Here is a 23,385-nt window from a genome sequence, read left to right as displayed (position 1 = left end):
CGGACGCTTGGAAAGCTCCGTCACCGGGCGCGATCGCGGGTGTCGTAAACGATTACATCACCCATTCTCGACATGTGGTGCGAGGGGAAATTCTGTGGAATTCCGGGCAGGAAATCAATTGACGTAGCTGCGACTTCCGTGAAGCTTGCTGGAGAAAGATCGGTAATCCGCATAGGTTGCAGACCTTCGCCATAGTAGCGGCTGCTCCGCTGCATGAGGCGCATGAGGCTGCCGTCGTGATTGCGCGTGATGAGTCCGGCGTTGCGGCCGGTGCCAAAATCGTTGTCGCCGTAGACACCGCGGTTGTTGACGGGATGCGGTTCGAAGCAACCGGACAACAGACCGGCGGAATGGTGGATCTCGAGGTGGCGGTTAGGCCATGCCCCGCCCCGGACCGAGGTGATGAGATACCACCGCCCCTCATGCTCGACCGCCATGGTGTCAACCGCGTCGATGCCGAAGAGCAGCCGCCGGGCCAGCTGCCAGCGGTCCGGCCAACGGTCGCAGACGAAGAGGTCGATCGCCTGTCGCTCATGGGTCTCCGGGATCATGCAGATCTCGCCGCCATGGCTGAAGATGAACGGAAACGAGGCATGGCAGTCCAGTGCCGCAAAAGACGGCAGGAACTGTACCGGCCGGGCGGAGGCGACGTGGCCGCCGCCATCAAGCTCCAGCACGCTGATGTGGCCGCGGTCGCGGGCGTAGACGAACTCCTCGACGAAAAGCCAGGTCCTGCCATCGCGCTGCCAGACAAAGGGATCGGCGTAGTAGCCTCCGGCCGGACCGGGGATCGGGGTGTCACGGCCGCTTGCGGCATCCCTGAGCCTGACCGAGAAATGCTCCTTCCAACGGCGGCATAACCCGTCGATGCGGGTATCGTCGAAGTGGCGCAGCCGGTGGTAGGCCCGGTCGGCGGCCTTGTACAGATGCTGGCGGGCGCGCAACAGGGGGTCGGCGGCAAGTGGCATATGGTCCGAAACGAAGTTTCGGGTCGATACCATGGGACTCGGCGAGAACGAGCTGATGTCGATCTCCGCCGTCGTTGGGGCGAAGGCGCCGGCAAAAGCCTCCCGCGCCAGCAGGCAGTTGAGCAGGGCCTGGTCATGCTTGTGGAAGGGCGCATAACCCTCCGGCACGATGTGCTCCGGGATCAGGGCGTGGCGGGCCCAGCCGTCAACGAGGCGGCGGCCCAGGGGTGAGGACAGGTCGAAGCCGACCGCACCAGCGGCATATTCGCGAAAATGCCGGACCTCGGGCGGCACGGCGAGCGCCTCAAGAACGCGCGGATCGCATTTCTGGGCCAGCGGCATCTGGCTGCGCAGGCCCCAGAAGCCCTGGGCGCGCAGCGCCTGCAGGCCCGCCTCCAGCGGCTGGCGCAGGACGGTGCCGCTGTCGAACCAGAACACCGGCCCCGCCTCGCCGGCCGCAGCCTCGCGGATGGCAAGCGGCTTCCAGGCATAGCTGCCGGCAGCCAGCGCCACGTGCGGCGGCAGGCCGGCGAAGACAAAAGGCCGCAGCGCGGCCCAGGGAAAGCGGCGGGCGAGCAGGGCGCGGTCCGCGTCGAGAAGGCCCAAGTCGTAGATGGCCCAGCGGCAGCGCCGGTGCTCGCCGTGGCGCTCGGCCGACAGCAGGAACTGCGACAGGGTGCGGGCAAAACGGCGATCGGCCGCAGTCACGACCAACGGCTGGCCTGACGAAGCGTCCGTCATGTGCTGGCCGGGGGGATGTCCGAAGGACCGGTCAAATCAACTTCCTATTGTGGCCATCCGCGGCTGTGTCTATCAAGTGCCGCACAGTTCGGCAAGCCACGGTTGCCGGCGTGCAGCACGTCAACAGGCAGAGCCGGCGTCCCGATCGTGAACAGCATTTTCAACAGCCTCATGCCCATGCTGAAGTTCCTGTGGTCGCATGCGCCGCAGCGGCTGAAGTACCTCGTGCTGGGGCTGGCGCTGGTCGCCGGTCTGTCGCGCGACTGGGTGATGATGGTGGTGAACAAGGCCGCAGCGTCGCCCGTGCACGAGACGATGTCGGTATGGCTGCCGATGTTCATCGCCACGTTCGTCACCGTGATCGCCGCCACCTTCCTGTACCAGATCCTCGCCACGGTGGTGACGACAAAGGTCATCAACAACGTCCGCCTGCGGCTGATCCGAGGTCTGCTGAAGGCCCAGCCGAGCCTTATCGACCGGCGCGAGCATGGCGCGCTCTACCACATCCTCACCACCGACGTGAGCGCCGTGGCGGGCTTCACCAACACCGTCCTCAACATGATGCCGGCCGTCATCTTCCTGACGATCGCCGTGCCGCAGGTGTTCTATTATTCCCTGGTGGCGGGCTTTTTCGTCATTCTCGTCATGATCGGCGGCACGCTGTCCTATCATCTCCAGCAGAAAAAAATGGCGCGCCTCAACGACGATGGGCGCGCGCTGGAGGTTGCTTATTTCGAGCGCGTGTCGGAGATGCTGCGCGGCTTTCGCGAACTGCGCCTGCACCGGCGGCGCCGCGACAGTTTCAGCGGCGACATCGACCGCGTGCTGGAGCGGTTGCGGAAGGTGCTCATTCGCGTGAACATCATCTACGAAACCGGCGAATCCTCCGTTCACGCGCTCAAGTTCCTGCTGTTCGCCGGCATCGTGTTCCTGGTGCCCTATCTGGTGCGCACCGAATCGGTCGTCACCTTCCAGGTTCTGACCCTCGTCCTGTTCTCGCTCACACCCTTCGAGCAAATCGTATCGAGCTATCCCGCGGTCATCGGCACGCTTGTCTCCTATATGCGCATCGACGACCTGGCGCGCGAGCTGGCCGAAATCGAGCGCGCCGCCGGCGAAAGCCCGGGCTACACCCTGCCCGCCAGAGCGCCGAAGTTCGAGAAGATCGCGCTCCGCGGCATCGAGACCCGCTATGCCGCGCGCGAGACGAGCAGCTTCGCGCTCGGCCCGCTCGATTTCGAGCTCCGGCGCGGCGAGGTGGTGTTCCTCGTCGGCAGCAACGGTTCCGGCAAGACGACCTTCATGAACGTGCTGACAGGCCTGCTTGAGCCCACCGCGGGCAGCATCGAAGTCGATGGCGCGCCGGTGAATTTCGCCAGCATGGATGCCTACCGTGCGCAGTTCTCCGCCGTCTTTACGCAGTTCCACGTGTTCCGCCAGCTCTATGGCCTCGAGGACGTGACGCAGGACACGGCCGACGAGATGGTCAGGAAGGTCCATCTCGACGGCATCACCCGGATCCAGCCCGACGGCATCACCCGCATCGACCTCTCCGCGGGGCAAAGGCGGCGCCTGGCGCTGGCCGTGGCGCTGCTGGAAGACCGCAACGTGCTGGTGCTCGACGAGTTCGTGGCCGACCAGGACCCGGAGCGCCGGAAATATTTCTTCAACGTGCTGGTGCCGTGGCTGAAGCAGCAAGGCAAGACGGTGATCGTGTCAACTCATGACCTGGCCTGGCTCAATTGCTGCGACCGGGTCTTGTCCTTCGAGAATGGCAAGATGACCGAGGAGGCGCTGCCGCCGGCCAGGGCCGCCAGCGCGGCGGCGTCATAGCAGCCTCAACTCAAGCCCGCTGCCAGGATACGCGGCCACAGCGCCGTTTCGACGCGGGCCAGCATGGCCTCGTCGTCGATCTCGCCCCACAGCAGGTCATCGACGCGCTGGCAGGCGATGACAATGTGGCCCGCGGCCCGCACGATGGCGCTTTCGTAATCGGCCTCGGGTCTGGCTTCGGCGGCGTGCTGCGCCAGTTTGGCGGAGAGCTGGCGCGACAGCTTCGAGATGCCCACCAGCTCGCCAAAGGGCGCATCGGCATGCGCCGTCCGCGACTTCGACATGGCGCGGAAGCGCGCGGTTCCGGCCGCACCGTCCGCCCAGACATAGACCTCGTCGCCAGCACCGGTGGGACCGGAGGCGAGGATCAGGCTGTCATGCGGCGACGCGAGAACCGTGGCGAGTGCGCGCGGCTCATAGACGATGTCCGACTCGAGCAGCAGGAAATCGCCGCGCATGGCCGAAAGCCCGATGCGCAGGCTTTCGAAGCTGCCCTTTTCGGCATAGAGCGGATTATGCAGAAGGGTGAGCGACAGGCCAGTGGGAGGCGATAGCCGTGTGTAGAATTCGGCGAGGTGGCCGGTGACGATGGTGACATCACGGATGCCTGCGCCTGCCAGCAGGGCCAGCGAGCGCGCCACCAGCGGCACGCCGCCCAGCGCGATGAAGCCCTTGGGAATGTTTTGCCCGCGCGGGCCCATCCGCACACCGCGGCCTGCCGCAAGGATTAGCGCCTGGCTGATCATCCCACCCTCACCCCATGCGGTTGCGGAAAAAGAAACTGCTCGACAAACATCCGCCGCCTGTAGCATTGCGGGCCGTCGAGTCAAGATCGAGGCCTGTCATGCAATTGACCAAACAGGACATCGAGCAGTTCCGCAGCACCGGTTATATCATTATCCGCAAGTTGTTTTCGGGACCTGCGCTCAGCCGCCTCATCGCCTGGACCGGCGAAGTGGAGGCCTGGCCCGAAACGCCGGGCCAGGCGATGAAATATTTCGAGACGGCGCGCGGCGATGGCGCGCGCCTGTTGCAACGAATCGAGAATTTCTATCCCTATCATGACGGCTTCCGCGCCCTGTGCGACGGGCCGGAACTCAAGGGCGTCAGCGCGCAGCTGCTCGGTGACGAGGCGGTGCTGTTCAAGGAGAAAATCAATTTCAAGCTGCCGGGTGGCGCCGGCTTCGAGCCGCACCAGGACGCGCAGGCCGACTGGGGCAAGTATTCCGGCTTCCATCTCACGGCCATGGTGAGCGTCGATCCCTGCACCGCCGAAAACGGCTGTCTGGAGATGGTGGCGGGCCACCACGACCGCGGCCTGATCGGCGATCTGTGGAAACCGCTGACGGCGGAGCAGATGAAGGGCATGGACTTCATTTCCGTGCCCACCGCGCCGGGGGACGCGATCTTCTTCGATTCCTATGCGCCGCACCGCTCCGCGCCCAACATGACGGCAAAGCCGCGCCGGGTGCTTTACATCACCTACAACCGCGCCGCCGACGGCAACTGGCGGGTGCAATATTATGCCGACAAACGCAAGAGCTTCCCGCCCGACTGCGAGCGCGAGCCGGGCAAGGCCTATGAGTACAAGGTCTAGAATCGCTTGCGAAGCGAAAGATTCTCCAGAGTCAAAAGCTGGCGCAACTTTCCGCCCTCAAGTGCAGGTGCACTTGAGGGCCCGTTGCGCGAGCGCGGAACCGTCCGGCGCATGAGGATCGTTCAGGTTTGCCCCTATGACCCAGATCGCCATGGCGGGGTGCAGCGCCACATGCATGCGCTGGCCGGTGCGCTGGCGGCGCGCGGCCACGCGACGCTGATCATCGCACCGGGTGCGGGCAAGCCGAGTGACGGCGGCCTGTGGCGGCTAGGCGGCATGCGCAGCGTGGCCTTTGGCGGCACGCGCTTCGAGGTGACATGGGCCTCCGGCGCGGAGCTGGCGCGGGTCGCCGCCGAACTGCGGCGCTGGCGCCCCGATGTGGTGCATTTCCACACGCCCTGGGACCCACTGATGCCGTGGCAGCTGTTCCGCCGCGTCGGGGTGGCCCGCGTCGCCACCTTTCATGACACGCCGCCGCCGGGCGCCACGGGGGCAGCACTGCGCAGCCTGTTCAAACTGCTGAGCCGTTATCTGCTGGCCCGCCTGGACGGCGCGATTGCCGTGTCGGAGGCGCCGCTGGCCCATCTGCGCCCCGGCGCCTCCGGCGTGACGCCGGTGGTGTTGCCGCCGGTCACCGGCCTGTCGCCGTTCTTCGCACTCGACAAGGCACCGCAGGGAGAGCGTGCGGATGTGCTGTTCCTCGGCCGGCTGGAGCCGCGCAAGGGCGTGGAGGTGCTGCTCGAGGCTGTGTCACGCATCGCCGGCGGCCAGGCGCCGCTGCCGCCGGGCCTGCCGCGGCCACGCTTCGTGGTGGCAGGCGACGGCGACCTGCGTGGCGCCGTGCTGGCGATGCAGGAGAGGCTTGGGCAGGGCTGGATCGACGTCATCCCGTCGCCTTCGCAGACTGCGCAGCTGGCGCTGCTGCGCGGCGCGCGCCTTGCGGTGTCGCCAGCGCTCTATGGCGAGAGCTTCGGCATCGTGCTGGCGGAAGCCCTGGCCAGCGGCACGCCGGCGATCGGGGCTGACAATGCAGGCTACCGCACGGTGCTGACCGGGCGCGGTGCGGCGCTGCTGACGCCGGCGGGCGATGCTGCAGCGCTGGCAGAAAAAATCATCGAGCTTCTCGCCCATCCGGAGCTCCGCGCCGAACTTGCGGACTGGGGACGCAGCCATGCCCGGCAGTTCGACGTGACGGCGCGCATCGGCGATTTCGAAGCCTTCTACCGTGACGCAGTGGCGCGCCATGCCACGCGTCACCCGCGCTCGAAGGCCGAGGGCTGAGGCGCCACGCGGCGCAGGAAATTCTGCGCCATGCGCTCCGTCACGCGGCTCGGGTTGTTGCCGAAATTGTCGTTGAGGGTCACCCATTTCGGCAGGCTGCGCCGCACCCGCCACAGGCTGAGCGCGGTGACCGGCCAGAAATCCTCAAGCGGCACATAGCCGCAACTGGCGGCGAGCTGCGCGGGGCTGGCGCGTTCAGCCTTGCCTTCAGCGAGCATGAATTGCGGATAGAGATATTCCGGCGCGATATTGCCCGCAGCGCGGAAGCGCGCCTGGCGCGTGGCGGCGAAGGCTTCGGCGAAGCGCTCCGTCATGATGCGCCATTGCTCCCTGTCGATCAGAAGCGGCACGTGGTTGACATAGCCGCGCCGCGCCGGGCCGTAGGCGTCATCAAGCAGGCGGTTCGATTCCGCCAGGGCGAGGTTCCACGGGCGCTCCTTCGCGGGGTCGCGGATCGCCTCATAAGTGGGGGTTGCCGCCGGCTTTTCGAACACCAGGAGGCGGCCGTCCGCAGCCCGGAAATCGGCGAGGCTCACGTCCCGCAGCAACAGCATATCATCCTCGAGATAAAGGAAGGTCTCCGCCAGGCCGGGGATCAGGTGCAGGTGGCTGACGATGGCGAAGGAGTTGAAGGTGGGCAGCAGGTCCGGCGCGATCACCCCGTCATGATGGACGACGGTGAGGCGCGGATGAGCCGTGTCAAGCCAAGCCGGAACCTGCGGGCGGCAGGTGAAGAGGAAGACGCGGTTCACCCAGGGGGCATGGCGTTCCAGCAGCCGAAGATTGTAACGCAGGATCTCCAGATTGTCGCGGGTGCGCGAAGGGTCGAGGTCGGGAACGGCTTTCGCATAGGTCTTCAGAAGGTCACGGTAGCCCGGCGTGCGGTCGTCGACCCAGGTGATCACCGCATCGACCGGCCTTGCGGCGGCGTCCGCCTTGTTGTGTGCTTGGAACAATTGAATTGACCTTGCCGGCATATTCCCGATAACGGCTCCTTAGCCTCAATTCGTTTCCGGCGCATTGTGAAACAAGACCTCATCATTGCGGTGGACGTCGGCACCGGCAGCCTGAAGGTGGGGCTGATCGGACCCGGTCTCGACGTCCTGCATTCCGCCGATCATGCCTATCCCGTCAGCTATCCCGGCCCCGGCTGCGCCGAGCAGGACCCGCTGGACTGGTGGCTGGCGCTGCGCCTCGCGCTGGTCAAGCTCTCCAGCAGTTGCCCTGGCCTGCGCGAGCGGGCGGCGGGCATGGTCATCGCCTCGCAGATGTGCGGCGTGGTGGCGGTGGACCGCGAAGGCCAGCCGCTGCGCCCCTGCCTGATCTGGCTCGACAAGCGTGCCGCCGCCATCGCGCGCGAGGTGATGGGCGGGTTCCCCAAGGTCATCGGCTATGGCCTGTTCAAGCTGCTGAACTCGATCCGCCTCACCAATGGCGCGCCGTCGCTCAACGGCATGGATCCGCCGGCCAAGATGCTGTGGCTGAAGCGGCATGAACCGCAGGTCTATGCAAAGGCGTGGAAGCTGCTCGACGTGAAGGACTGGCTGCTGCTGCGGGCCACCGGCCATGCGGTGACCACCGCCGATCTCGCCAATGTCACCTGGATGATGGACACGCGCAAAGGCCGGGAGGGCTGGTCGGATGCGCTGATCGGGCGCTTCGGCCTGACGCGCGAGCTGCTGCCTGAGATCATCGGGGGCACGGCCTCGCCCGGCGGCCTCACCGCGGCCGCCGCAACTGAGCTGGGCCTGGCCGAGGGCCTGCCGGTTTTCGCGGGGGCAGGCGACGTCTGCGCCGCCGCCATCGGCAGCGGCGCGGTTGAGGATGGCGAGCTGCACATCTCGCTTGGCACCAGCTCCTGGATCAGCGGCTTCTATCCGGGCCGCCGGCTGTCGGCCAGCGAGGGCTATGCCACCATTCTGAGCCCCTTCGGCAACCGGCCGCTGCTCATCGCCACCCAGGAAAGTGCCGGTTCCTGCCTCGACTGGCTGGCCCGCGTGATGGGCCCGGAGCTGGAGGAAGAGACGCCCGGCGTGGCGCCGCCCTTGTTTCTGCCGTGGCTCGCCGGCGAGCGCGTGCCCGTCGACGACAACCGGCTGCGCGGCGCCTTTCTCGGCCTTTCGCTGCAGCACGGGCGCGACAGCCTGCGCCAGGCGGTGACCGAGGGCGTGGCGCTCAACACCCGCTGGGCCTGGCAATCGGTGGCCCGGCAAAAGGGCACCAGGCACGCGCATCTGCTGCGCGCGGTGGGCGGCGGCGCGCTCAACGCCACGCTGTGCCAGGCGCTGGCCGATTGCCTCGGCGCTGACATCGCCGTGGCGCGCGACCCGCGCAATGCCGGGGTGCGCGGCGCCGCGGCGATCGCCGCCGCCGGCCTTGGTTGGCGCGCCAGCGTGTGGGAGGCGGCGAAAAGCTTCGACCGCTCGTCCGAAACCGTCTACCGGCCCGATCCCTCGCGCAGGGCCTATTTCGACCGGCGTTTCGCGCTGTTCCTCGACGCCTATAAGAACAACGCGCGGTGGTTCCGCTCAGCCTTCCAGGATGCGGGCAGATGATCGACGGATTGTTCAAGAAATACATCGATCCCCTGTGGGAAGCGCCGGCGCGGCCGCTGGCGCGCGTCTTTACCGCCAATCAGGTGACGCTGATGGGGCTTGGCCTGATCGCCCTCGTCAGCCTCGCCTATGTCTGGCACCGCGCGCCGTTCTGGTATGCGGTGGGCCTCGCCATCGCCTTCTCGGCCGACTCGCTCGACGGCGCGGTGGCGCGCATCAGGCGCGAGAGCTCGAAGTTCGGCGGCTATCTCGACGCCATCGCCGACCGTTATCAGGAAATGATCGCGCTCGCCGCACTCGCCTATGTGAGCGATGCCTGGGCGGCGGGCTATTTCGCGCTGTCCGGCGCCTTCCTGACGAGCTACATGAAAGCCCGCGCGGCGATGGAGACCAAGGTCGACAACGCCGCCTGGCCGGACCTGTTCGAACGCCAGGAGCGGATCTTCTTCATCTGCCTGGCGCTGGTCTGCCAGAGCCTGGTGGGCGCGCATGCCGGCGTCATCCCCTGGGCACTATGGCTGCTTGCCATCCTCACCCACCTCACCGCCGCGCAGCGTTTCCTGCGGGCGAAGAAGCTGCTGCAGGAGAAAGGATGAAGCGGGCAGCCGCGGCGCTGCTGCTGCTTGCCTCCGCGCTCATGCCTGCTGCGGCCGGGGACAGCTACCCCGTGCCGCGCGAGCCTAACCAAGTATTCTATGTACAGCGCTCGATGAACTCCAACACAATCGTTTATGTTGCCCGCCTCGCCGGCGGCAAGCTCGACCCCAGGCAGCCGGTGGAGGCGTTCTGGCGGCGCTTCAACGACGAGGGCGAGAAGAAGGACCTCTCGACGATCGAGCGCAACTTCGCCTTCGGCGTAAAATCCGAGCCGGCGCAGGGCATGCCCGGCAGCTTTCTTGTGCGCGTCGTATCCTATCAGAACCGGCCGGCACTGCTGAAGCTCGTCGATGGCGTGCCGCGCCTGGAGGCGAAGGTGGCGGGCGAGCCCAGCGTGCTCGGCTATGCCTATCTGCACCTCGACGAAAGCGGCAGCGTGCCGAGCGTCAGCAAGGTGGACCTCTATGGCTATTCGCTGGCGACCGGCAAGCCGGTGATGGAAAGCTTCATACCGTGACGGCCTGAAGGAGGCCGAGGGCCGCCCACACAATGCCGGCCGCCGCAGCGCCCGCCAGCGCATCGTCCGCCATAATGGCGGCACCGCCCGAAAAACTCTCCTCCGCCCGGCCGATGAGCCAGGGCTTGTTGATGTCGAGCACGCGGAAGGCCAGGAAGCCCAGGAGCCACGACAGCGGCGTTGCCGGCGTCAGCACCAGCACGATCAGCATGCCCACCGTCTCGTCCCAGACGATGGCGGAGGGATCTTCGCTTCCCAGCACGGCGGCGGCGCGGCCGCAGGCGAGGCAGCCCAGCGCCAGCAGAGCCAGCGCCAGAACGCCTTGCAGCAGCCATGGCAGATGAATCACCAGGGGATAGAGCAGGAAGGCCCCAGCCGCGCCGAAGGTGCCCGGCATCCACGGCGCAAGGCCAAGGCCGAAGCTGAGCGCCAGCGCCACGGACGGCTTCGCCATGTGACGAAACTCCGCCTTCATGCCGGCCCCCGAAACTCTCTGCGCACGAAGTTTCCCGCTGACTTTCTGCTGTCGTTCTCTTAACATAAGCCCATGTGGGCACGTAGAAAACTTTCGCCATGCTGAGCGGCATCGGGGCCGCCCTGCTGGGCCTTGGCGGAACCGCGGCGGCGATCGGCATCCATGATTTCTTCGAGGGCGAGACGCTGATCCGCGACGTGGCGGACGAGCTTGCGCTGAGCCGCATGAGCCTCGCCCAACTTGATGCCCGCTGGGCGGCGAATCCGCGGCGCACGCCCGCCGTGGTCTCGCTCACCTCCATCCCCAGCCGCCTGCCGCTGATCGGGCGCACGCTGAAGAGCCTGCTGCGCCAGAGCCTGGCTCCGGAGCGCATCGTGCTGAACCTGCCCCGCTTTTCGAAGCGCGAGGCGGTGGACTATGAGGCGCCGGCCTTTCTCGAGGGACTTGCAGGCGTGCACATCCGCTGGTGCGAGGACGCAGGCCCGGCGACCAAGCTGCTGCCGACGCTCGCGGCGGAGGCGCCGCAGACGCCGGTCATCGTGGTCGATGACGACCGCATCTATCCCGCCAATCTGGTGGCCGGCCTGGTGGCGGCGGCGGAGCGCCAGCCCGATGCCGCCTTCTGCATGAGCGGCTGGGTGGTGCCGGCCGACCTGATCGACCGGCCCACCACGCTGTGGAGCAACCTCAACATGCTGCCACCGGCGCCGGTGCGGGCGCGACGGCTTCGCCAGCCGGTTGAGGTTGACATCGTACAGGGCCTCTCGGGCTATCTCGTGCGGCCCGCCTTCTTCGATCTTACCGCGGTCACCGATTACAGCCAGGCCCCGCCGGAGGCCTTCTTCGTCGACGACGTGTGGATCAGCGCGCATTGCCGGGCGCGGCGCTTCGTCATTCCGTCGCGGCGCGCCAACTACCAGCCCAAGCTGCACCGCGGTTTCTATGGCCGCACCAGCCTCGGCCGCATCAACCGCGGGCCGGGACCCGACGCGCAGCGCAACAATTCGATCGTGATCCGCCACTTCGCGCAGGCGTGGATGACCTCGGCCGCGGGGGCAGCGTGAGTGGCTTCGCATGAACGGCCGCGGCGGCGCGGCAGGAGGAAAAGTGCATGGGTAATCTGCTCGACGCCATTCGCGGCAACAAAGTGCTGTGGCTTCTGCCGGCGGTTCCAGCCCCGCTCATCGCGGAAGCCGCGGCGCCCGCTGCCCATACGCTAACCTTTCTTCTCTCCATTCTCGCCATTGTGCCGCTGGCCGCACTGCTGAGCCTTGCCACGGAGCAGGTGGCGGTGCGCACTGGCGATGCCATCGGCGGGCTGCTCAACGCCACGCTGGGCAACCTCACCGAATTGCTGATCGCGATCGCCGCGCTGCAGGCGGGCGAATATCTGCTGGTGAAGGCGACGATCGCCGGCGCCATCGTCACCAATGCGCTGTTCATGACCGGCATGTGCTTTCTGCTCGGCGGGCTGCGCCACCATGTGCAGGACTTTAACCGTGCCAGCACGCGGCTGCAGGTGGGCCTGCTGTTCCTCGCGGCCTTCGGACTGATGGTCCCCTCCGCGCTCGCCGGCATGGACCAGCAGACGCTGCCGCCCGCGCTCAGCCCAGCCATCGCCGTCATCCTGCTGGCGGCCTATGGATTCAGTCTGGTGTTCACGCTCGGCACACACCGCAAATATTTCTCCGCCGCAGCGCATGAGACGGAAGAGGGCGAGGCCTGGCCGCTGGGGCTCGCCATCGGCGTGCTGGTCGGCGCCACGGTGGCGGTGGCGCTGGCGAGCGAGGTGTTCGTGGCCTCGCTGACCGGCGCGTCGGCGGAACTTGGCCTGTCGCCGGCCTTCATGGGTTTCGTGGTCGTGGCCATCGTGGGCGCGGCGGCGGAGATGACGGCCGCCTTCAGCGCGGCGCGCAAGAACCGGCTCGACCTCAGCCTCGGCATTTCCTTCGGCAGTGCGGCGCAGATCGCGCTGTTCGTGGCGCCGGTGCTGGTGCTGCTCAGCCATGTGCTAGGCCCCGCGCCCATGTCGCTGCAGTTCTGGCCCGGCGCGGTGGTGATGATCTTCGTCGCCACGCTCGCCGCGGCGCTGACCACGGCGAGCGGCCATGCCGCATGGTTTCTGGGCCTGCTGATGCTGATGATCTATGCGATCTTCGCGGTGACGCTCTATGTCATGCCACCCGTCTGAGGTTCCCGGCGATGCCTGAAGCTGCCCCGCAACCCCGCAACCCTGTGCTCGAACCTGGCGAGCGGCTGGCAGAAATTCTGTTCGGCCTGATCATGGTGATGAGCTTCACCGGATCTCTGAGCGTGGCAACGGCGGATCACGGCGAGGTGCGGGTGATGCTGATCGCGGCGCTGGGCTGCAACATCGCCTGGGGGCTGATCGACGCCATCATGTTCGTGATGGCGCGGCTCAACGACCGCGGCGGCGGCCGCAAGACGGTGCTGGCGGTGAAGCGGGCGCGCAGCCATGCCGAGGCGCGTGCCCTGATCCGCGACAACCTGCCGCCGCTGGTGAGCGGCGAGTTGACGGACGAGATGACGGATCGCATCCGCCAGCGTATCGCGGATCTTCCGCTCGAATCAACAGCGCCGCCGGTAACGCGCGACGACCTGCGCGGCGCTTTCAGCGTGTTCCTGATCGTGGTCGCCTCCACCTTTCCGGTGATCCTGCCCTTCGTGTTCATGTCGGACCTGGACTCGGCGATGCGGGTATCGAATGGCATCGGCCTCGCCATGCTGGCGCTGATCGGCCATGCCTATGGCCGGGCCTCGGGCTTTTCGCCGTGGTGGACGGCGGGCGCCATGGTGATCCTCGGCGCGGTGCTGGTGGCGCTCACCATTGCGCTCGGTGGTTAGTCCGTCACGCTGGACGCTGTCCGGCCGTGGGTGATAGAGGACCCCGCAACACCGCCGCATGAAGGACTGGACCCAAAACCGTGGCCGCGCCGAACGACATTTTCCGGAAGGCGCTGGCGTTGCATCAGAGCGGCAAGCTTGCCGCGGCGCAGGCGCTCTATGCTCAGGTGCTGGCGCTGGACCCCCGGCATTTCGACAGCCTGCACCTGATGGGGCTCACCCTCGTTCAGTCGGATGAGGCGCAGAAAGGCGCCGAGCTGATCCGCCGCGCCATTGCGCTGCGGCCGGGCTTCGCCGAGGCGCATTACAATCTCGGCAATGCGCTGCTGACGCTGGGGCGGCCTGCCGAGGCGCTGGACAGCTTGCGCCAGGCGCTGGCTCTCAAGCCCGGCGATGCGCAATATCACCTCGAAGCCGGGAATGCGCTGAAGGACCTGAAGCGCGACAGCGAGGCGATCGCCGCCTATGATGCCGCGTTGCGGCTGGACCCGCAGCTGGCGGAAGCACACAACAACCGCGGCATCGCGCTCAGGGACACCGGCCGGCTGGATGAGGCGGTGACGAGCTATGATGCGGCGATCGCGCTCCGCCCGCGCTATGCGGAGGCGCACAGCAACCGCGGCAATGCTTTGAAGGAGCTGGGGCAGCTTGAAGAGGCGCTGGCCTGCCATGACCGGGCCATCGCATTGCGCCCGGCCTATGCCGAAGCCCATTACAACCGGGCCAATGCGCTGGTTGAGATGGGGCGTTCCGGCGCGGCGCTGGAGAGCTTTGACGCGGCGCTGCGGCTGCGGCCGGATTATGCCGAGGCGCAGCACAACAAGTCGCTTCTGCTGCTGGGGCTGGGGCGCTTCGGCGAGGGCTTCGGCCTCTATTCCTGGCGCTGGAGGAGCCCGGCCTTCACCAGTCCGAAGCTGGTGACGGACTTGCCCGCCTGGGATGGGCGGCCGGAGGGCCATGTGCTGCTGTGGGGCGAGCAGGGGATCGGCGACGAGATTTTCCATGCCTCGCTGCTGTCATTGCTGCCGGAGGGCCTCAGCGCTACCGTGGCCGTTGACCGGCGGCTCCTCGCCATTCTGCGCCGCTCCTGCCCGCACCTGACGTTCATCGATGGCGCGCTGCCGCCCGAGGGGCGTTTCACCGCGCAGGCAGCGCTGGGCGATCTCGGCGCGCTGCTAAACGTCGATGCAGCGCTGATCGCGGCGCGGCGCATGCCGTTCCTGGTGGCCAATGCAGCACGTCGCGATGCGCTGCGCCGCGACAATCCCTTTCTTGCGCGTCATCCGGCGTGCGGACTGTCGTGGAAGAGCGCGAACAAGAAGTTCGGCCCCGAGAAGAGCCTCCGCCTGATGGATCTGGCCCCGCTGCTGGCCACGCCGGGCGTAAGCTTCGTGAACCTGCAGTATGGCGAGGTGGAGGATGAGATCGCCGAGGTGCGGGCGGCCCTCGGCGTGACCGTGCATCGGGCGGAAGGGCTCGACGTTCTCAACGACATCGACGGGCTCCTCGCCCTCGTCGATCTCTGCGGCGCGGTGCTGACCACTTCCAACGTCACGGCGCATCTTGCCGGCGCCCTGGCGAAACAGGGCGTCGCGATGGTGCCTTCTGGCAAAGGCTGCCTGTGGTATTGGCAGGGTGGACCCAACAACCTATGGTATCCAAGCCTGCGGCGCATCGCCCAGGACAGTCCAGGGCAATGGCAGGCCGCCATCGCAGCGGCGGTGATGGCGGTAAAGGACAGTCTATGACAGAGCGCATCAATCTCATCGTCGGCTTCGACCAGCGCGAGGCCATCGCCTATCACGTGTTCTGCCAGAGCGTGATTGAAAAGGCGAGCCTGCCGGTGCAGTTCCTGCCGCTCAATCCACGGGTCATCGCGGGCTATACCGAGCGCCACCGCGACGGCAGCAATGTGTTCATCTATACGCGTTTCCTCACGCCCTATCTGATGGGCTACCAGGGTTGGGCGATCTTCGCCGACGGCGACATGGTCTGCAACGCCGACATCGCCGAGCTGTGGCGGCTGCGCGACCCTTCGAAGGCGGTGATGGTGGCCAAACACGACTACAAGACCAAGGCCACGACCAAGTATCTCGGTAATAAGAATGAGAACTATCCGCGCAAGAACTGGTCCAGCGTTATCCTGTGGAACTGCGCGCATCCGGCCAACCGCCAGCTCGACCCCGGCTTTGTCGCAGCGAAGGACGGAGCCTTCCTGCACCGTTTCACCTGGCTCGGCGACGAGCTGATCGGCGAAATCCCGAAGGAATGGAACTGGCTGGCCATCGAATATGACGCCAATCCGGCGGCGAAGCTGGTGCATTATACGCTCGGCACGCCATGCTTTGCCGGCTACCGCGGCACGGACATGGCGGAGCTTTGGCACGCGGCGCTCAGCCGCACCGAGGAAGGCCTGGGGAAATAGGCGCAGCCGCTGATGTCCAACACGCTCACCAGGCTGCGCCAGGCGGTGGGGCTGCTCCAGGGCGGCGACCTGGCCGGCGCCATTGCCGCGGCGCGGACGATCCTGCTCACGGAGCCGCGCAATTTCGATGCCCTGCACATCGTGGCGCTGGCGAGCTTTCACCGCCGCGAGCTCGACACCGCGCTGGCGCAAATCGAAAAGGCGCTGGGCGTGCGGCGCGACATGGCCGACGCCTTCAACACCCATGGCATGATCCTGCGCGCGCTCGGCCGCCAGCCCGAGGCGGCGGAGGCCTTCGGCAAGGCGGCGAAGCTCAATCCGAAATCGCGCGAGGCGCATTACAATCTGGGCAACTGTCTCCAGGATCTGGGCAGGCTTCCCGCCGCCGTCGAACGCTATGACGCGGCTTTGAGGCTCGACCCGGCCATGCTCATGGCATGGAACAACCGCGGCCTGGCGCTGCGCCGGCTGGGGCGCGGCGCGGAGGCGGTGGCGAGCTTCGGCGAGGCGATCGGCCGCGCCGCAGGCTTCGCGCCGGCCTATGTTAACCGCGGCGATGCGCTGGCGGCGCTGGGCCGCGGCGGCGAGGCCATTGCCGATTATGACCGCGCCATCGCGCTCAAGCCCGATTTCGCCGAAGCCCATTGCGGCCGCGCCAACGCGCTGATGGAACAGGGCGAGACGGCGGCGGCGCTCGCCGGCTATGACCGCGCGCTGGCCCTGGCGCCGGGCTTTTTCCAGGCGCAGATGGGCCGCGGCATCGCGCTTGCCGCCCTCGGGCGCCCCGCGGAAGCGGAGGAGTGGATGCGCCGCGCCACCGCGCTCGAGCCGGGCTCGGCCGAGGCGCAATATAATCTCGGCAAGCTGCTTCGCGGGCAGGGCCGCCTTGCGGAGGCGGTGGCGGCCTTTGACCGGGCCATCGCCAGCAACCCCAACCATGCCGAATCGCATAGCAGCCGCGGCGCCGCGCTGAACGAGCTGGGCCGGATGGACGAGGCGCTGGAGAGCCTCGACTGCGCCCTTGCGCTCAACCCCGATTTCGCCGAGGCCCACAGCAACCGCGGCAATGTATTAGCCGGGCTGATGCGCTTCGAGGAGGCCTTGGCAAGCCACGGCAGGGCCGTGTCGCTGAAGCCTCAGGGCGCCGAATTCCATCTCAACCGCGGCAGCGCGCTGAAGGAGCTGAACCGCCTGGAGGAGGCAATGGAAAGTTTCGACCGGGCCATCGCGCTCCGCCCGGACTATGCCGAGGCCTATTCCAACCGCGGCAACGTGCTGCGCGAGCTGGGCCGGCTGGACGATTCGCACGCGAGCTTCGACCGCGCCATCGCGCTCAACCCCGGAGCCGACGCGATGCGCTACAACAAATCGATTTCCGCCCTCGAGGCGCAGGATCTCCCGCTCGGCTTCGCGCTCCACCGCACCCGCTGGAACACGCCGGATTTCGTGGGGCTGATGCCGCGGACCGCCATCCCCGCATGGGACGGCGGCGCACCCGGCGGCCCGCTGCTGCTGTGGGGCGAGCAGGGGGTCGGCGACGAGGTGTTCTATGCCTCGCTGCTGTCTCTGCTCGATCCGGGGTTGTCCGCCGTCACCGTGGCGGCGGACCGGCGGCTCCACCCGCTCTACCGCCGCTCTTTCCCGGGCCTGCCGCTGTGCGACCGCGCGGACATCCGCGAGGAGATTGCCGGCAATTTCGCCGCGCAGGCCCCGCTGGGCGATCTGGGGCACCTGCTCGGGGTGGATGGCGCAGCGCGCGCCCGGCGGCGCATGCCCTATCTCATCGCCTCGCCGGAGCGCCGGCAGCAGCTGCTCGCCGATAATCCGGTTCTCGCAAGGCGGCCGGTCTGCGGCCTGTCCTGGCGCAGCGGCAATCCGAAGCTGGGTGCGGCGCGCAGCCTCGGTCTTGGCGCGCTGGCGCCCGTTCTCGCCGGCAGCGGCTTCAGCCTAGTCAACCTGCAGTATGGTGACGTGGCGGCGGAGCTTGACGCGGCGCGCCGCCAGCACGGCCTCGACGTGCGAAGCCTTGAGGGCCTCGACCTGTTCGGCGACCTCGACGGGCTGGCGGCGGCCATCGCCCTGTGCGACGTGGTGCTGACCATCGACAATGTGACGGCGCATTTCGCCGGCGCCCTCGGCAAATCCGCGATCGTCCTCGTGCCGCGCGGCAAGAGCCGCCACTGGTACTGGGGCGGCGAGCGGCAGAGCCTGTGGTATCCGAGCCTCAGCCTCGTCTACCAGCAGCGCATCGGCGAATGGGACGCGGCGCTGGCCGAGGCCGGCCGGCTGATCCGCGGCCTCGACGCAGCGCGCCTGGCGCGCTAGATGTGCCGGTGACACAACGGAAGCGCCGGAATGCCGCTCTACCAGTACCGCAAGGACGCGTTCGAAAAGACCTTCCTGTTCGTCCACGTCCCCAAGACGGGGGGCACGGCGGTTGAGACTTTTTTCCGCGGCGTGGGCTTTGCCGGCTATTTCGATCCGCCGGCCTACATGCCGGTGCGGCCCTATATCAAGGTGCCCCCGGCGCACTACGACTATGAGATGCTGAGCCGCCTGTTCGAGCTCAATCGTCTATACAGCTTCGCCATCGTGCGCGACCCGGTGAAGCGGATGGTTTCGCAGTACAAGTGGGCGGTGGAGAAATCCACCCAGGCGGAGACGCTGGCGAAGCTGGATTTCGGGCACTTTCTGCGCCACATGTTCGCCGAATACCGCAATGACGAGAATATCGCCGCCGGGCACTTCAAACCGCAGGTGCGCTTCGTCGGCGAGAAGGTGACGAAAATCTTCAAGTACGAGGCCGGACTCGAGCCCATCGTGCGCCAGGTGCTGGCCGATGTCGGCTTCGCGCCGCAGGGCGAGCTCAGGCTGCCGGTCGTGAACACGTCATCGGCGCGCAAGGTGGAGCCGAATGCCGCCGACATCGCGCTGATCCGCGAGGTCTATGCCGAGGATTTCGAGGCTTTCGGTTATGGCGCCGGCGCCGACACTTGACAGGGGAGCGCGCAATGACCGGTAAGCCGCCAGACCAGCAGCCGGCAACGAATGCCAATCGGGCGCGAGAACTTGCGTTCTTGCACATCGGCAAGAATGCCGGCACCCAGATCATGCACCTTGCGCAGCAATTGACGGTGCATGGCCTGTTTATCCGCCAGCTGTCTCATGCGACAAAACTCTATGTGGTGCCAGAGCAGATCGCTTATTTCTTCTCGATCCGCAACCCGATCACCCGCTTCAAGTCAGGCTTCTACTCGCGTAAGCGAAAAGGCCAGCCCCGTATCTATGTCGAGTGGTCCAGGGCAGAAACCATGGCCTTCGGCGCCTTCGAACATGCAAATGACCTTGCCGAGGCGCTGTTCCGTACAGATGCGCGTGGGCTGATCGCGGCGCAGGCCATCAGCGCCATCCGGCATACGTCAATGCAGCAGATCGACTGGTTCGAACGTATCGGCTTTCTCGACGCGCGGCCGCCTGTCTGGATCGTCCGTCAGGAAAACTTCGCCGCCGATTTCGACGCGCTCCTGGCGCGTTTCGGCATGAAAGTCGCGCTCCGGGATCTCCGGCCAGCCAAGGATTCTGCGAGCGCTCACAGCAATGACTACTCGAATACTCCCGATCTCAGCGATCTCGCCAAAGAAAATCTGCAGCGCTGGTACGCGCGCGACATGGTGTTCTACGACGTCTGTGTGAAGTGGCTCGAGAAACATCGTTAGAGCGGCGCACGTCATGCACCGTTGCGCCCGGCAAGCCAGGGGATTTCGTTAGCCGAAGTTCCAGCGCGACAGATAAGCGGAAGCGAGCGGGCCGAGATCAGCCCGGAGGAATATGTCGAGTGCCTGGCGCTCGGCAGGTTCGAGTGCAGCCTGGTGCGCCCGGAGGAGTCTTGGATCACCTCGGGTCTGCGATCCAGATGGCTGGTTCTTGTTGTACCACTCGATGCCGTCCGTTCTGATCTTGTCGAGTTTCGAGGAATCGAAGGTGTCGGCAATCCCCAGAAATTTGAAAATTGTGCGCAGCGAATCGTCACCGCTCACAAGATCGTCATAGGTGACGAGAAGCTTCTTGCCGGCGAAAGAGTCAAACAGCTGAATGTTCCGGCAATACTGCTTCATCTGCAGCAAGTTCTTGCCGAACGCTCGCACGAAGCTTTCGGCGGGGTCGCGCAGAAGTAAGATCGCCTTGGAATAGCTGCTCGTGCCTTCGGGATTGAAGAGTGGCGCAAAGGGGCCCATGGGCGGCCCGCTGTGGCCGGCAAAGTGGGTGCGGTGAAACAGCAGCGGGCCTTCCTTTACGAGATGAATCTTCCCCGGCGTGCGCCGGCCGCTCAACGCCTCGCAGGCGTGGCGGACAAGGTTGAGGCCGGATCGCTCCGCCGAGACAATCATCGTATCTGGGAAAGGCGCATAGCCATTCCGGTAGTCAGCCATCGGTTCCTATCTCCTTATAATGGAAGCGTTTCCCGTCCGTGCCGCCCCGAGCCGGAACAGGTAGTTTCCGGTCGACGAGCATGGATTGGAATTGCTAAGACAGCAATGTTGCAATCGGCGATGATATTCAATGCTGAAGTTAGGGTAATGGGCATGATTATCTGCCACGCGAAGCGATTTATCTTTCTTAAGACGCGCAAGACGGCCGGCACCAGTTTCGAGATCTTGCTGTCGAAATACACCGCACCCGAGGACGTGGTTACCCCCATTGCCCCCTCGGACGAAGCCATCCGGGCGTCGCTTGGCTATCGAGGGCCGCAGAACTACCTCGCGCGGCCGAAGGCCGATATGGATTTCGAGTTTGCGGATCGAACTGAGGTGCAGTACCGCAACCATATCGAAGCCGCAAAGGTTCGGTTCATAATGGGTCAGGAACTCTTCGACGCCTACCTGAAGGTCTCCATCATTCGCAATCCCTTCGATAGCGCCGTAAGCTGGTATTTCTGGGAGCGGTCGCGCTCAGGGCCAACATCCCAGGAGGATTTCCGACGCTGGCTCATCCAAGAATTTGCGAAACGGACGGAGATCCAAGCAGCCTATGTCAGGAATATCCGGCCCAATCCCGGATTCTTCGCGTCGAACCGCACCATAACCCATATCGGTGGAAAAACCGCGGTCGACGTCATGATTCGCTATGAGAAGTTTGAAGCGGACATCGCTGCTTTTGCCGAGCGGGTGGGACTGCCAGGTTCCCTCTACCGGGAATTCGGAAACATCCGTGCGAAGGGCAGCTACCGTCCGGCGTCAGCCACGGCCGCGACGATGTTCACTGGGTTTGAAGAAGGCAAGGATTTGATCCTTTCGATCTTCGCCGAAGAGATCGACACATATCAATACACGCTGGGCACATGAGGCGAACCCGAAACTGACGAGCTGGAACCGTTCTCATTGACGACTTTGCATGCCGCTTGACGACAAGAACAACTTTCAAATGGCGCTCGCCCTTCACCAGCGGGGCGACCTCGCCGCCGCGCAGGCGCTTTACGCGCAGGTGCTGAAGAAGGACCCCCGCCACTTCGACAGTTTGCACCTGCTCGGCCTCGTTCTCGTCCAGTCCGGCGCGCTGGCGGAGGGTGTGGCCCTCATCCGGAAGGCGATCGGTGTACGGAGCGATTTTGCCGGGGCGCATTACAATCTCGGCCATGCGCTGCTGAGTCTCGGCCATCCGGAGGAGGCGCTGGCAAGCTTCGACCGCGCCCTGGCGCTTGCCGCAGCCGAACCGCTCTATCACTTGGAGCGCGGCAACGCGCTGAAGGAGCTGGGGCGCACGGCAGAGGCGCTGGCGGGCTTCGGGCAGGCGGTGCGCCTGGCGCCGCGCCTTGCGGAGGCTCACAACAACATGGGCATCCTGCTCAAGGAGGAGGGCCGCTTCGCGGAGGCGCTGGCGTGCTATGACCGGGCGATCGGCCTGAGGCCCGGCTATGCCGAGGCCCATGGCAATCGCGGCAATGTGCTGAAGGAGCTGCGCCGCTATGGCGAGGCGATGGATAGCTATGACCGCGCCCTTCAGCTGAAACCCGACTATGCCGAAGCCTACAGCAACCGCGGCAATGCCCTGGCGAGGCTGGGCCGCCACGCCGAGGCGCTGGAAAGCCATGACAAGGCGCTGAAGCTGAAGCCTGACTATGCCGAGGGCCACAGCAACCGCGGCAATGCACTGAAGGAACTGGGCCGCTTCGAGGAGGCGCTGGAGAGCTTCGGCCGGGCCATCAGCCTGAAGCCGGATTATGCCGAGGCCTACACCAACCGTGCCGGCGCTTTGGAGCAGATGGGCCGCCTGACGGAGGCGCTGGCGGAGCACGACAAGGCCGTGGCGCTGAAGCCCGGTTCCGCCGAGGCCTGGTGCGCGCGCGGCAATGCGCTGGCCGATCTCGAAAGGCTGGACGAATCGCTGGCGAGCTATGAGCGGGCGATCAGCCTCAAGCCCGGCCTGGCGCTTGCGCAATACAATGCCTCGCTGCTGCTGCTGCGCAGGCACGACTTCGCGCGGGGCTTTGCGGGCTACCTGCAGCGCTGGGCCGCCGAGGAAGACAAGGGCGCCAAGCCGCAGACCGCCATCCCCGCCTGGGACGGAGGCGCAGTCGGCGGCGAACTTCTGATCTGGGGCGAACAGGGCCTGGGCGATGAGGTGTTCTTCGCCACGCTGCTGCCGCTGATCGACCCATCCGTCAAGCTCGCCCTGTCGGCGGACCGGCGGCTGCACCCCGCCTTGTCACGCGCCTTCCCGCAGCTCACGCTGCTGGACCGGAAGGACATGATCGAAACCATCGCCGGTCCCTTTGCGGCACAGGCGCCGATGGGCGACCTCGGCCACCTGCTGAAACTCGATGCGGCGCGGATTGCCGCGCGGCGCTATCCGGTTTTCGCGGCGGATGCCGGCCGGCGCGCGCGGGTGCTCGATGCCAATCCGGACCTGGCCCATGGCCCGGTCTGCGGCGTGTCCTGGCGCAGCGGCAACCCCAAGTTGGGGCGGCACCGCAGCGTGACGCTGGCCGATTTCGCACCGCTGCTGCAGAGCCCGGGCCTGCGCTTCGTCAATCTGCAATATGGCGAAGTGGCGGAGGCGATCGCGGAGGTGGAGAACCGCTTCGGCATTGCGGTGCCTGTGGCCGCGGATGTCGACGTGTTCCACGACATTGAGGGCCTGCTGGCGCTGATCGACCTATGCGACGTGGTGTTCACCATCGACAATGTCACGGCCCATCTGGCGGGCGCGCTGGGCAAGCCCGCCGTTGTGCTGGCGCCCGCCGGCAACGGCCGCCACTGGTATTGGGGCGGGGAGAGCCCCAGCCTGTGGTACCCAAGCCTGCAACTCGTCTACCAGACTGAGGCCGGCGACTGGGCAAGCGCCATCGCCGACGGGGCGCGGCGGGCGATCAGACGGGTGACGACCGGGGCCTTCTAGAGCATTTTCACGCTTAGCGGAATCGCGGATTTTCTTAGGGCCTGTTTGGTGATTCAGTGTTCATGTTGATTCGGCATGGAGACCTGCGATGGGAGTTGCCTATTCTCAAGATCTGCGTGAACGTGTTCTGAGCGTC

At 66.1% G+C, this 23,385-nt stretch carries 21 protein-coding genes; 16 read left to right on the top strand and 5 right to left on the bottom strand.

Features of this window, described 5'->3' with window-relative positions; genetic code table 11:
• Window positions 1-20: 20 nt before the first annotated feature.
• Window positions 21-1,709 (bottom strand): hypothetical protein, encoded by a 1,689-nt coding sequence (locus IOC82_RS11755; RefSeq protein ID WP_290546386.1) that lies wholly within the window; start codon window positions 1,707-1,709, stop codon window positions 21-23.
• A 147-nt stretch (window positions 1,710-1,856) separates the two neighbouring features.
• Between IOC82_RS11755 and IOC82_RS11750 the strand changes: the two genes are divergently transcribed.
• On the top strand, window positions 1,857-3,542 hold the full coding sequence (locus IOC82_RS11750; RefSeq protein WP_290546385.1) for an ATP-binding cassette domain-containing protein: 1,686 nt from the start codon (window positions 1,857-1,859) through the stop codon (window positions 3,540-3,542).
• 5 nt (window positions 3,543-3,547) lie between these two features.
• On the opposite strand, the gene IOC82_RS11745 is transcribed toward IOC82_RS11750, so the two are convergent.
• The gene (locus IOC82_RS11745) at window positions 3,548-4,288 is read right to left on the bottom strand and encodes a phosphocholine cytidylyltransferase family protein (RefSeq protein WP_290546384.1); all 741 of its coding nucleotides are present in this window, start codon (window positions 4,286-4,288) and stop codon (window positions 3,548-3,550) included.
• Window positions 4,289-4,386: 98 nt separating this feature from the next.
• On the opposite strand from IOC82_RS11745, the gene IOC82_RS11740 reads away from it, so the two are divergent.
• Both IOC82_RS11740 and IOC82_RS11735 read left to right on the top strand, forming a co-directional pair.
• Window positions 4,387-5,139, top strand: a complete 753-nt coding sequence (locus tag IOC82_RS11740) for a phytanoyl-CoA dioxygenase family protein (protein WP_290546383.1) — start codon at window positions 4,387-4,389, stop codon at window positions 5,137-5,139.
• A gap of 111 nt (window positions 5,140-5,250) precedes the next feature.
• The gene (locus IOC82_RS11735) at window positions 5,251-6,420 is read left to right on the top strand and encodes a glycosyltransferase family 4 protein (protein ID WP_290546382.1); all 1,170 of its coding nucleotides are present in this window, start codon (window positions 5,251-5,253) and stop codon (window positions 6,418-6,420) included.
• Here the strand turns inward: IOC82_RS11735 and IOC82_RS11730 are convergent.
• On the bottom strand, window positions 6,393-7,376 hold the full coding sequence (locus tag IOC82_RS11730) for a stealth conserved region 3 domain-containing protein (RefSeq protein ID WP_290546381.1): 984 nt from the start codon (window positions 7,374-7,376) through the stop codon (window positions 6,393-6,395). The genes IOC82_RS11735 and IOC82_RS11730 overlap by 28 nt on opposite strands.
• 66 nt (window positions 7,377-7,442) lie before the next feature.
• Between IOC82_RS11730 and IOC82_RS11725 the strand changes: the two genes are divergently transcribed.
• The 3 genes from IOC82_RS11725 to IOC82_RS11715 are packed head-to-tail and all read left to right on the top strand — an operon-like array spanning window position 7,443 to window position 10,089.
• Window positions 7,443-8,975, top strand: coding sequence for an FGGY-family carbohydrate kinase (locus IOC82_RS11725; RefSeq protein WP_290546380.1), 1,533 nt, complete (start codon window positions 7,443-7,445; stop codon window positions 8,973-8,975).
• The gene (locus IOC82_RS11720) at window positions 8,972-9,571 is read left to right on the top strand and encodes a CDP-alcohol phosphatidyltransferase family protein (protein ID WP_290546379.1); all 600 of its coding nucleotides are present in this window, start codon (window positions 8,972-8,974) and stop codon (window positions 9,569-9,571) included. Before IOC82_RS11725 ends, IOC82_RS11720 begins: the two co-directional genes overlap by 4 nt.
• On the top strand, window positions 9,568-10,089 hold the full coding sequence (locus IOC82_RS11715) for a DUF4833 domain-containing protein (RefSeq protein ID WP_290546378.1): 522 nt from the start codon (window positions 9,568-9,570) through the stop codon (window positions 10,087-10,089). Before IOC82_RS11720 ends, IOC82_RS11715 begins: the two co-directional genes overlap by 4 nt.
• Here IOC82_RS11715 and IOC82_RS11710 read toward each other — a convergent pair.
• A complete protein-coding gene (locus tag IOC82_RS11710; RefSeq protein WP_290546377.1) occupies window positions 10,079-10,543 on the bottom strand; it encodes a phosphatidylglycerophosphatase A in 465 nt (154 codons plus the stop codon). The two genes, IOC82_RS11715 and IOC82_RS11710, sit on opposite strands and share 11 nt — an antisense overlap.
• Window positions 10,544-10,662: 119 nt before the next feature.
• On the opposite strand from IOC82_RS11710, the gene IOC82_RS11705 reads away from it, so the two are divergent.
• The 8 genes from IOC82_RS11705 to IOC82_RS11670 all read left to right on the top strand — a co-directional run bounded on the left by IOC82_RS11705 (window position 10,663) and on the right by IOC82_RS11670 (window position 19,570).
• The gene (locus IOC82_RS11705) at window positions 10,663-11,628 is read left to right on the top strand and encodes a glycosyltransferase family A protein (RefSeq protein ID WP_290546376.1); all 966 of its coding nucleotides are present in this window, start codon (window positions 10,663-10,665) and stop codon (window positions 11,626-11,628) included.
• A gap of 47 nt (window positions 11,629-11,675) precedes the next feature.
• Window positions 11,676-12,755 (top strand): calcium/proton exchanger, encoded by a 1,080-nt coding sequence (cax, locus tag IOC82_RS11700; protein WP_290546375.1) that lies wholly within the window; start codon window positions 11,676-11,678, stop codon window positions 12,753-12,755.
• An 11-nt stretch (window positions 12,756-12,766) separates the two neighbouring features.
• Complete coding sequence (locus IOC82_RS11695) at window positions 12,767-13,429, top strand: VIT1/CCC1 transporter family protein (RefSeq protein WP_290546374.1); 663 nt, start codon at window positions 12,767-12,769, stop codon at window positions 13,427-13,429.
• 80 nt (window positions 13,430-13,509) lie between these two features.
• Window positions 13,510-15,177 carry a tetratricopeptide repeat protein gene (locus IOC82_RS11690; protein WP_290546373.1) on the top strand — a complete coding sequence of 556 codons (1,668 nt, stop codon included), beginning with the start codon at window positions 13,510-13,512 and terminating at the stop codon, window positions 15,175-15,177.
• Complete coding sequence (locus IOC82_RS11685; RefSeq protein ID WP_290546372.1) at window positions 15,174-15,854, top strand: glycosyltransferase; 681 nt, start codon at window positions 15,174-15,176, stop codon at window positions 15,852-15,854. Before IOC82_RS11690 ends, IOC82_RS11685 begins: the two co-directional genes overlap by 4 nt.
• A gap of 12 nt (window positions 15,855-15,866) precedes the next feature.
• The gene (locus IOC82_RS11680) at window positions 15,867-18,179 is read left to right on the top strand and encodes a tetratricopeptide repeat protein (protein ID WP_290546371.1); all 2,313 of its coding nucleotides are present in this window, start codon (window positions 15,867-15,869) and stop codon (window positions 18,177-18,179) included.
• 30 nt (window positions 18,180-18,209) lie between these two features.
• On the top strand, window positions 18,210-18,851 hold the full coding sequence (locus IOC82_RS11675; RefSeq protein WP_290546370.1) for a sulfotransferase family 2 domain-containing protein: 642 nt from the start codon (window positions 18,210-18,212) through the stop codon (window positions 18,849-18,851).
• Between the two features lie 14 nt (window positions 18,852-18,865).
• Window positions 18,866-19,570: a hypothetical protein gene (locus IOC82_RS11670; RefSeq protein WP_290546369.1), complete on the top strand. Its 705-nt coding sequence runs from the start codon at window positions 18,866-18,868 to the stop codon at window positions 19,568-19,570.
• 48 nt (window positions 19,571-19,618) lie between these two features.
• Here IOC82_RS11670 and IOC82_RS11665 read toward each other — a convergent pair whose 3' ends face one another.
• Window positions 19,619-20,284 carry a hypothetical protein gene (locus tag IOC82_RS11665; protein ID WP_290546368.1) on the bottom strand — a complete coding sequence of 222 codons (666 nt, stop codon included), beginning with the start codon at window positions 20,282-20,284 and terminating at the stop codon, window positions 19,619-19,621.
• 147 nt (window positions 20,285-20,431) lie between these two features.
• Between IOC82_RS11665 and IOC82_RS11660 the strand changes: the two genes are divergently transcribed.
• The gene (locus tag IOC82_RS11660; protein WP_290546367.1) at window positions 20,432-21,196 is read left to right on the top strand and encodes a sulfotransferase family 2 domain-containing protein; all 765 of its coding nucleotides are present in this window, start codon (window positions 20,432-20,434) and stop codon (window positions 21,194-21,196) included.
• A 49-nt stretch (window positions 21,197-21,245) separates the two neighbouring features.
• A complete protein-coding gene (locus IOC82_RS11655; protein ID WP_290546366.1) occupies window positions 21,246-23,249 on the top strand; it encodes a tetratricopeptide repeat protein in 2,004 nt (667 codons plus the stop codon).
• Window positions 23,250-23,385 lie beyond the last annotated feature (136 nt).

This window comes from Aestuariivirga sp. (genome assembly GCF_020252395.1).
In the GTDB taxonomy this organism is placed as follows: domain Bacteria; phylum Pseudomonadota; class Alphaproteobacteria; order Rhizobiales; family Aestuariivirgaceae; genus Aestuariivirga.
This window is presented reverse-complemented; position numbering and strand designations above follow the sequence as displayed.

Excerpts from the sequence above, each read along its gene's own strand:
- IOC82_RS11755 (WP_290546386.1), bottom strand. The coding sequence starts at position 1,709 with ATGACGGACGCTTCGTCAGGCCAGCCGTTGGTCGTGACTGCGGCCGAT.
- IOC82_RS11745 (WP_290546384.1), bottom strand. The coding sequence starts at position 4,288 with ATGATCAGCCAGGCGCTAATCCTTGCGGCAGGCCGCGGTGTGCGGATG.
- IOC82_RS11740 (WP_290546383.1), top strand. The coding sequence starts at position 4,387 with ATGCAATTGACCAAACAGGACATCGAGCAGTTCCGCAGCACCGGTTAT.
- IOC82_RS11735 (WP_290546382.1), top strand. The coding sequence starts at position 5,251 with ATGAGGATCGTTCAGGTTTGCCCCTATGACCCAGATCGCCATGGCGGG.
- IOC82_RS11720 (WP_290546379.1), top strand. The coding sequence starts at position 8,972 with ATGATCGACGGATTGTTCAAGAAATACATCGATCCCCTGTGGGAAGCG.
- IOC82_RS11715 (WP_290546378.1), top strand. The coding sequence starts at position 9,568 with ATGAAGCGGGCAGCCGCGGCGCTGCTGCTGCTTGCCTCCGCGCTCATG.
- IOC82_RS11710 (WP_290546377.1), bottom strand. The coding sequence starts at position 10,543 with ATGGCGAAGCCGTCCGTGGCGCTGGCGCTCAGCTTCGGCCTTGGCCTT.
- IOC82_RS11705 (WP_290546376.1), top strand. The coding sequence starts at position 10,663 with ATGCTGAGCGGCATCGGGGCCGCCCTGCTGGGCCTTGGCGGAACCGCG.
- cax (WP_290546375.1), top strand. The coding sequence starts at position 11,676 with ATGGGTAATCTGCTCGACGCCATTCGCGGCAACAAAGTGCTGTGGCTT.
- IOC82_RS11695 (WP_290546374.1), top strand. The coding sequence starts at position 12,767 with ATGCCTGAAGCTGCCCCGCAACCCCGCAACCCTGTGCTCGAACCTGGC.
- IOC82_RS11685 (WP_290546372.1), top strand. The coding sequence starts at position 15,174 with ATGACAGAGCGCATCAATCTCATCGTCGGCTTCGACCAGCGCGAGGCC.
- IOC82_RS11680 (WP_290546371.1), top strand. The coding sequence starts at position 15,867 with ATGTCCAACACGCTCACCAGGCTGCGCCAGGCGGTGGGGCTGCTCCAG.
- IOC82_RS11675 (WP_290546370.1), top strand. The coding sequence starts at position 18,210 with ATGCCGCTCTACCAGTACCGCAAGGACGCGTTCGAAAAGACCTTCCTG.
- IOC82_RS11670 (WP_290546369.1), top strand. The coding sequence starts at position 18,866 with ATGACCGGTAAGCCGCCAGACCAGCAGCCGGCAACGAATGCCAATCGG.
- IOC82_RS11665 (WP_290546368.1), bottom strand. The coding sequence starts at position 20,284 with ATGGCTGACTACCGGAATGGCTATGCGCCTTTCCCAGATACGATGATT.
- IOC82_RS11660 (WP_290546367.1), top strand. The coding sequence starts at position 20,432 with ATGGGCATGATTATCTGCCACGCGAAGCGATTTATCTTTCTTAAGACG.
- IOC82_RS11655 (WP_290546366.1), top strand. The coding sequence starts at position 21,246 with ATGCCGCTTGACGACAAGAACAACTTTCAAATGGCGCTCGCCCTTCAC.